6 protein-coding genes are annotated in these 8,386 nt (G+C 40.7%); 3 read left to right on the plus strand and 3 right to left on the minus strand.

The features are described from left to right. Nucleotides 1-109: 109 nt before the first annotated feature. A complete protein-coding gene (locus ACE1CC_RS23260; protein WP_413272815.1) occupies nucleotides 110-1,225 on the minus strand; it encodes a class I SAM-dependent methyltransferase in 1,116 nt (371 codons plus the stop codon). Between the two features lie 26 nt (nucleotides 1,226-1,251). Then, nucleotides 1,252-4,146 (minus strand): glycerol-3-phosphate acyltransferase, encoded by a 2,895-nt coding sequence (locus tag ACE1CC_RS23265; protein ID WP_413272816.1) that lies wholly within the window; start codon nucleotides 4,144-4,146, stop codon nucleotides 1,252-1,254. Nucleotides 4,147-4,457: 311 nt separating this feature from the next. Here ACE1CC_RS23265 and ACE1CC_RS23270 point away from each other — a divergent pair, with 311 nt between their 5' ends. From ACE1CC_RS23270 to ACE1CC_RS23280, 3 genes are all read left to right on the plus strand, one after another. After that, nucleotides 4,458-5,888, plus strand: coding sequence for a circularly permuted type 2 ATP-grasp protein (locus ACE1CC_RS23270; protein WP_413272817.1), 1,431 nt, complete (start codon nucleotides 4,458-4,460; stop codon nucleotides 5,886-5,888). A 151-nt stretch (nucleotides 5,889-6,039) separates the two neighbouring features. After that, nucleotides 6,040-7,044: an alpha-E domain-containing protein gene (locus ACE1CC_RS23275; protein ID WP_413272818.1), complete on the plus strand. Its 1,005-nt coding sequence runs from the start codon at nucleotides 6,040-6,042 to the stop codon at nucleotides 7,042-7,044. A 16-nt stretch (nucleotides 7,045-7,060) separates the two neighbouring features. Then, a complete protein-coding gene (locus tag ACE1CC_RS23280; RefSeq protein WP_413272819.1) occupies nucleotides 7,061-7,918 on the plus strand; it encodes a transglutaminase family protein in 858 nt (285 codons plus the stop codon). Between the two features lie 114 nt (nucleotides 7,919-8,032). On the opposite strand, the gene ACE1CC_RS23285 is transcribed toward ACE1CC_RS23280, so the two are convergent. Then, on the minus strand, nucleotides 8,033-8,386 hold a 354-nt coding region (locus tag ACE1CC_RS23285), incomplete at its 5' end, for an RNA-guided endonuclease InsQ/TnpB family protein (RefSeq protein ID WP_413272820.1).

Genomic DNA, 8,386 nt, shown 5'->3' on the forward strand with positions numbered 1-8,386 from the left:
GAATCTGAATCGTCAGGATATTTTCTCTGAATTAATTTCGTCCTGTTGTGTTATGAAAAACTGAGTAAGAGTTAGTAGTTTTTTATTTTTACTACATTTCTACCATCCCTCAAATTCTTTTTAAAAGTATCCAACGTAGTTCCATTGGCGGGTTTTTACTAATAGGAAATAAATCGCGTCCCATTGCCCAATTGACATACCAAGTAGTTGGGGGCCATGCTTCTGGAGGTAAATGTTTTTGTTCGTATTCTATTACTGATTCATCGGAAATAAGCTCTAATGGTAAGTCTTCCATTGCTGCTTTTAGTTCTTTTCTGGTGATCATATAAGACCAGGAAACTTCGGACATTTCTCGAACAAAGTTATCAGGTTCATAATCATCAACTGCTAAAAAGGCGCTGAATAAAAGTAGCCCACCGCTGCGTAAAGTGTCGCACATTTTGGCGAGGAATAAACGGACTTGATCGGTGTAACGAAAGTGGGATAATACTTCGGAGGCGATCGCTAATTTATAATGTGCTACCTTCATTCTTAAAAGTGGTTCTAAGATATCTCCTTGAAACACTTTTACTGGCAAGTTTTGGTTGTTTACTTCTGCGGTTAATTTTTCCACAAATGCGGGTGTAAGTTCGATCGCATCTACGGGATGACCTAACTTTGCTAATGGAATAGTATTGCGACCTGTTCCCGCACCAATATCTAAAATAGTCGTAGTTTTTGGATCACCTATTTGGGCAGCAATTGCTATTACTTTAGCATCAGGATGACTCCCAAATAAAGGTTCTTGGCGAATTTCCGGCCATTTTTGATACTTATCGGCAACTGATTCAACTAAAACTTTGGTATTAATTGTAATGCCACTTGCCAAACCTTTAGCTTCTTCCGCAGGTAAAAAGGTCACTAATAAACGTGCGTGGGGCGAAAGTTTATATCCTTCTACTAACCCTTTAACGATTAATTGTTTTAAATTGTCATAATTTTCTCCAGTTAAATTCTGCCCTAATGTTTTTAGTAAATTATTCACTAATTGTAAGTATTCATCTAACATTGTTGGCACACAGGGTAAAGCAATTTCCCCGCGAACACTCATTAGACTTTTGACTTTTTCTAATAATGCTTGCTTTAAAATATTAGGGTCTTTTACCGTTAATTCGGTTTCCGTTTTTGACTCATTTACTGAAACTATTGGCTGAGTTTCTTGCAAAGATATGTTATCGTTAGCCATGATTAATTACAAATGACAAACCTAAATTATAAGATTTCCACAGTTCCGAGTTGACCGTCAATTCGCACTAGCTGACCATCTTTTAATAGACGAGTCGCATCTTGAACATCCATGATTGCTGGGATACCATATTCACGAGCGACGATCGCACCATGAGATAAACGTCCTCCTACTTCGGCAATTAGTCCACCCGCTCTAGCTAAAAGTGGTGCCCAACCAGAGTCAGTATAGGGCACAACGAGGATAGTTTCACGATTAATTTCGGGTACAGATTGCAAATTTCGCAGCACTTTGACTCTTCCTTCTGCTTGTCCGGCGCTGGCACCTATTCCTTGTAAAAGTTCTGTTGGTAGTAAGGAAGCAGTTTTGAGGATCGTCATAGCTGGTGCATTTCCGTACACTACAAAGGGTGTCGTTTCTAATTGTTGATGTTGGGACAATTGCGATCGCCTTTTTTCAATCAACTGAGTTACTTGATTGATTAACTCTTGGTCTTTATCATTAATAATCCGCTCAATTTCAGACAATTCTAAGAAAAATATATCACCTGATTCTTTAAGTAAACCTGATGAGAGCCAAATTTTTTCTAATTCTAGGAAAGACCATCTTAATTCGGCTAACAATTGACTGTATATTTCCGTAACTCTGCCTTTTAAATTTAACCGACGTTGCACTAATTTCCCTTGCCAATTTTGATTTTTTGGTAAACTTACTGCTGGCGGTGGATTAACAATAAATTGAGCGAAAATTTCTCTGACATGATTCGGTTCTTCTTTCCAAGTCGGAACAGCAATATCTGTAGCGACATCACTTAAATAACCATATCTTTCTAAGATTTGCTCAAATTCTTGTAAAACTCCTTTCCCGGCTTCAGTTGTTGGTAAAATGGCGAGTATATTGGCAGTTTCTTCCGGGTTAATGCCTTGATTAATTAGTAATTTTCTGGCGATCGCAGCGAGTGCAGTCAAAGTTCGTAAAGAAGCAACTTCCGGCGTTTTTCCGGCATTTAATTCGGCATCTGTTACCCGAAAAATTGCTTTTCTGAGGGCGAAACTTAAAGGCGCAAGGATACTATAATAAGTAGCTTTGCGTTGTAATGCCAAAATGAAATCTATCCGGTTTAACAAAGCTTGCGAGTCAGAGGAAGTTTCGGGATTTTTCAACCTAGTTAAACCAGGGGTGAAGTGTTGGCGATCGTCCAGCGCAAAATCCACCTCCAAAGCTCTTTCCCTTTGCCATAATTTGAGTAAACCTGGCACATTTCGCAAAGTGGAAATTAAAGGCGGTTTGCTAAATTTCGCCCCTCTAGTCAGAAACTCCAAACTTTCAGGCGGTAATCCCATTCTGAGAAAAATCAGCCCTAAAAGTGAAGCGTTAAAGTAAGCGCGGGAATAGTGCAGAGTCGCAGTTTCGTTAAAGTCTAATCCTTGAGATCTTTTGCCCAAAACTATGGTAAAAATTTCACCCCAAACGCCACAAGTTAGGGGACGATTAATCGACCAAGTTAAGGGGCGAATTAATCCGGGAATTACTTCCGCGGCAATTTTCCTTGTCCAAATTGGCGCTAAAGTAGTAATTGGACGAGATTGTAAGAGCCATAAGCGATCGCCATCGTAACTCCATTCAATATCTTGGGGAATTCCGTGATAACGATTCTCTAATTCTCTAGCTAAAATTGCCACTTGGCGAATTAATCCTAATGGAACGTCTCCCTCTCCTTGGACGGGAATCGATGATAAATCCGAGTTTTGTGCAGTTGCTAAATCGCTAATTGTGACGCGATATTGTTCTGGGGTAACTTGTCCTGAAACTACTTGAGAAGCACCGCCCGGTAAAGCTTCGATGATAATATCATTACCTGATCGCGCGATCGGATCGCGACTAAAAGCAACACCCGAAAAAGCGCCGCGCACTTGTTTTTGAATTAACACCGCCATTGCTGCTTCCGGCAAATTTCGGTCTAAGCGATATTGCGCTGCGCTTGGTCGATCGTAAGAAGTTTGACAACTAATAATTGCTTGTCTGAGAGAGGTGCGATCGCTAACATTTAAAATCGTCTCATATTGTCCTGCCGCCGAAGCAGTTTCCGAATCTTCACCAATAGCAGAAGAACGCACAACCAAAGGTTTTTCTAAAGAAGGTTGCAGCGAATCAACTATTACTTCAGGATCGTCTCCTGGTAATAACACCCAACCATCAGGAACCGCATAACCCCAGCGTTTTAATTGTGATAAAGTGGCAGCTTTTTGTCCAACTTTTGCCGGATTCAGTTTTTGGTTTAAAGAAATCATCGATCTGTCCCCTCGGAAAAAGCGAAACACTTTTTGAGAATCAGGTCTAACTTCCGAAGTCGGAAGGTCTAAATCGTCAGGTATGTTCTGATAAATCCAACCCATGAATACAGCAAGTGCGATCGTAGATATAATTCGCTCATAATCCTGGGGATATAACAAAATTACAATCAGGGGTAACAACACTAAAATGCTCAGTTTTCCCGCCTGTCTTTCCCGAATAATAGTAAAACTAATTCCCCCAATCACAAAGACTAACAAAGCAACTATTGGATCGTGAACAACAAAACCCCAAACTACATTAGTTGTTCCCGCACCTCTACCAATCCAGTAGCGCCCCAACACCAAAGCTATTATTGCAATTATCTCCCATTCCGACTGCGGCGAAAAGAAAACCCGCGCCAACAAAACAGCGATAATTCCCTTAAATGCTTCCGATGTCACCGCCAAAACGCCAACAACAGTTCCCCCGTGATAAAAAGCTGCTTGTACGCCAACATTTCCCGTCCCTAGTCTCGCCAAGTTTCGTCCAGTGAGTGCATAAGTAATCCAAGCAATTAGGGGTACTCCCCCCAACAAGGGACAAAGGACGAAAATTAACAGCACACCCCAAACTTGCGTCAGTGTCATTCCGAAAAATCCTTAAATTGCCAAAGCAGCAAGGTACAACAGTTAGAGAAAGCTAAGACATTTTTAACATAATCTAATCTTGGCGTTTCTGACCTTAAGCTGAAATGGTCAGTCATTAAGTAGCAAAATGTTACATTTACCTGAGAAAAATGTATTACTGTATACTAATTGTGGTGCAAACCAGCAACAATATATTAGGGGACTGGGGTAGGGGCGATTCATGAATCGCCCCTACGACTGGGTACTGGGAAGAAAAGGACGCTTTTTAGGCGGGGACAGTTAAAAATTAACAACAAACTACTGAATAGATTATGAATTTTGAGCATTACGAACCAGGGGATTTTTACGATGAATTATTTATTGCCAAAAACCAACCACGCCCGGAGGTGATTCCGTTAATAGAAAGGATTAATTCTTTGCCACCAGATGAGATTTTACGAAGACAAGAAGTAGCACAGCAAGCTTTGTTTAAATTGGGAGCTACATTTAATGTCTATAGTGATAATCAAGGTACGGAAAGGATTTTTCCTTTTGATGTAATTCCTCGGATTGTTTCCGCTAAGGAATGGCAATTTTTAGAAGCGGGATTGAAGCAACGGATTTATGCACTCAATTGCTTTATTGCTGATGTTTACGACGCGCAAAAAATTATTGGTGATGGAGTAATTCCTGCTGAAGTAATTACCACTTCCAAAGGATTGCTGAAACCTTGTATTGGATTAAAACCGCCTGGGGGAATTTGGTGTCATATTACTGGCACAGATTTAGTCAGAGATAAAGATGGACAATGGTACGTTTTAGAAGATAATTTGCGTTGTCCTTCGGGAATTTCTTATGTTTTGGAAAATCGGCGGGTAATGAAGTCTGCTTTTCCCCAAGTTTTCGAGACAATGGGAATTAGACCTGTGGATGATTACCCTAGTCATTTGTTAGATACTCTGTTGAATTTAGCCCCGGAAACTTTGCCAAATCCAACGGTAGTTGTGTTAACTCCGGGAACTTACAATTCTGCTTATTTTGAGCATTCTTTTTTGGCGCAACAAATGGGTGTGGAATTGGTGGAAGGAAGGGATTTAGTAGTCGTTGATGGTTATTTACAAATGCGAACTACTAAGGGTTTAAAAAGAGTTGATGTGGTGTATCGACGCATCGATGATGACTTTATCGATCCCTTAACTTTCCGGCGAGATTCTACTTTAGGTGTACCGGGATTAATGGAAGTTTATCGTGCGGGGAGAGTGGCGATCGCCAATGCACTAGGAACCGGAGTAGCTGATGATAAAGTTATCTATGCTTATGTCCCAGAAATGATTCGTTATTACCTCCAAGAAGAACCCATTTTACAAAACGTTCCCACCTATCTTTGTTGGCGCGAAAAAGACCTCAATCATGTATTAGCGAATCTAGAAAGTTTAGTCGTCAAAGCAGCTAACGAATCAGGCGGTTACGGAATGTTAGTCGGCACTCAATCCACCCTAGAACAAAGACAAGAATTCGCCGAAAAAATCAAAGCAAACCCCCGAAATTACATCGCCCAACCCACCATTTGCTTATCAAGAGTTCCCACAATTGTAGACCGAGACTTTAACGGATGTCACGTAGATTTACGCCCCTACATTTTATATGGCAAAGACATCTATGTTCATCCCGGTGGTTTAACTAGAGTCGCTTTGAAAAAAGGATCTTTAGTAGTTAACTCCTCCCAAGGTGGCGGAAGTAAAGATACTTGGGTACTCTGTTAATTAGTTTTGAGTTTTGAGTTTTGAATTTTAAGTTAGGGAGAGAGTTGGGAGAGTTTTGAGTGAATTAAATTCCCCTTGTCCCCAGTACCCAATCCCCAGTCCCCAGTACCCAGTACCCGAATCCCCAGTCCCAATTACCAAATACCAAACTATGTTAAGTCGTGTTGCTGATGCTATTTACTGGTTAAATCGTTATGTGGAAAGGGCAGAAAATATTGCCCGATTCATTGATGTGAATTTAAAATTGATTTTGGATTCTTCCACAGGTATAACCCAACAGTGGGAACCATTAATTACCATAACTGGAGACTTGCCGAAATTTCAAGAAAAATATGGCAAAGCTACAGCAGAAAGTGTAATTCAGTTTCTCACATTTGATAGCGAATATCCTAATTCTATTCTTTCTTGTTTACGAGCAGCTAGAGAAAATGCTCGTTCAATTCGAGAGATTATTTCTTCGGAAATGTGGGAACAAGTCAACTCTTTTTACTTCATGGTGCAAGATGCTTATCATCAGCAAGAAAGCTTTGATGCTGAGAAGTTTTTTTCGGAAGTAAAAATGGCTAGCCATTTATTTGCCGGGGTGACTGATGCTACGATGAGTCACAATGAAGGGTGGCATTTTGGCAGAATTGGGAGATTTTTAGAACGTGCAGATAAGACGGCGCGAATTTTGGATGTAAAATACTTTGTGTTACTACCTTCGGTGAAAGATGTAGGTAGTACTTTGGATGAATTGCAGTGGATGGCATTGCTGAGATCTGCGAGTGCTTATGAGATGTATCGGAAACGTGGACAACATCGAATTACGCCCTTTGGGATTGCAGATTTTTTAATTTTAGACCGGGAGTTTCCCCGATCGATCCGGTTTTGTATAATTCATGGAGAGCGATCGCTTTACGAAATCACAGGAATTTCTTCAGGTAATTGGACAAATGCCGCTGAACGTTCTTTAGGTCGTTTGCGTTCTGAATTAGATTATGTGACTATTGAAGATATAATTCAAAGCGGATTACATGAATATCTCACTCACTTATTGCAACAAATTTATGGCGTAGGCAACGATATTTTTGAAACCTTCTTCGCCCTAAAACCAATTAATGAAAGGAGTTCCGAACCCAAGTTTCGCAGTGCAGAATTACAACAACAATTTTAAATAGAATCAGGATAGGATGCTTTACCACATTGCCCATACTACCACTTACAAATATCAGCAAGCTGTCACTTTAACCCCGCACACAATTAAATTAATTCCCCGAAATGATGCGGGACAAAAAGTACATCAATTTTCCTTAGAAATTGACCCAAAACCAACAGGAACTTGCTATAATAATGATTTGGAAGGCAATGTGGTATTGCAAGCTTGGTTTAACGAACCCACAGAATTTTTGAAAATAGAAGTTAGTTGTGAGGTAGAAACTTTCCGAAAAAATCCCTTTGATTACCTTTTAGAACCTGACGCTTTAAAGTTGCCAATTGATTATTCAGCATCGCTATTAGCGCAACTTTCCCCTTACTTGCAAACACAATATCCGGGAAATATAGACCCAGTAGCAACCCAATTAGCACAAGAAATTTTAGTTGCTAGTTCCCATCAAACTACTACGTTTTTAAATAAATTGAATCAACAAATTTACGAAACTTGTCAATATTTAATTCGCGAAACAGGCGACCCTTTACCAGCAGGAATTACTTGGAAAGGAAAATCCGGTTCTTGTCGAGACTTTGCGGTATTATTTATGGAAGTTTGTCGTGCTGTTGGTTTAGCGGCAAGATTTGTGAGTGGTTATCAAGAAGGAGACTTAGATCAAAAAGAAAGAGATTTACACGCTTGGGTAGAAGTTTACTTGCCGGGAGCAGGTTGGCGAGGTTACGATCCGACGCATGGGTTAGCAGTTAGCGATCGACACATCCCCTTAGTTGCCAGCGCCTTTCCCAACTACACTGCACCCATTTCCGGCAGTTTTTCCCCACCCGGAACACCCTTTTCCATGACACCCAAAATCTCCATTCAATTCAACCAAAATTAGGTACGTTGTTGCGCTTGAGCGCTACAATTAGGTACCTTGTTGCGCTTCAGCGCTCTACCCACTCAAGTGGGTACAACAAACCTAAATTTATCTAAGTGAACTACCCCAACTAACCTACGGTATAGTTGGGGCTTCTAACTTCATAGGGGAGTGCCAAAGAACGGACTTGCGACCGCCCTTTGGACTTACCTCCCCTCCATTAGCAGAAACGGCTGTTCCATCCGTTTGTAAAATTCTGATTCCCTCTGCTCTTATGTTGGTTGATGCGTTCCCGTCTCTATCATGTTTCGTGCCGCAATTAGGGCAAGTCCATTCCCTAACATCTAACGGCATTTCAGAGACTTGATGATAACAGTTGGAACAGAGTTTAGAGCTAGGAAACCATCTATCAATTTCGATAAGCTTTGCACCTTTGCGCTCTAACTTATACGCCAAGAAATTGACAAACATTCCCCATCCACAATCAGA

It is taken from the genome of Floridaenema aerugineum BLCC-F46 (assembly GCF_041929345.1).
Taxonomy (GTDB): Bacteria; Cyanobacteriota; Cyanobacteriia; order Cyanobacteriales; family Aerosakkonemataceae; genus Floridanema; species Floridanema aerugineum.

Bases quoted from the DNA above. Each gene is read 5' to 3' on its own strand.
- ACE1CC_RS23275 (WP_413272818.1), top strand. From the start codon at position 6,040: ATGTTAAGTCGTGTTGCTGATGCTATTTACTGGTTAAATCGTTATGTG.
- ACE1CC_RS23260 (WP_413272815.1), bottom strand. From the start codon at position 1,225: ATGGCTAACGATAACATATCTTTGCAAGAAACTCAGCCAATAGTTTCA.
- ACE1CC_RS23280 (WP_413272819.1), top strand. From the start codon at position 7,061: ATGCTTTACCACATTGCCCATACTACCACTTACAAATATCAGCAAGCT.
- ACE1CC_RS23265 (WP_413272816.1), bottom strand. From the start codon at position 4,146: ATGACACTGACGCAAGTTTGGGGTGTGCTGTTAATTTTCGTCCTTTGT.
- ACE1CC_RS23270 (WP_413272817.1), top strand. From the start codon at position 4,458: ATGAATTTTGAGCATTACGAACCAGGGGATTTTTACGATGAATTATTT.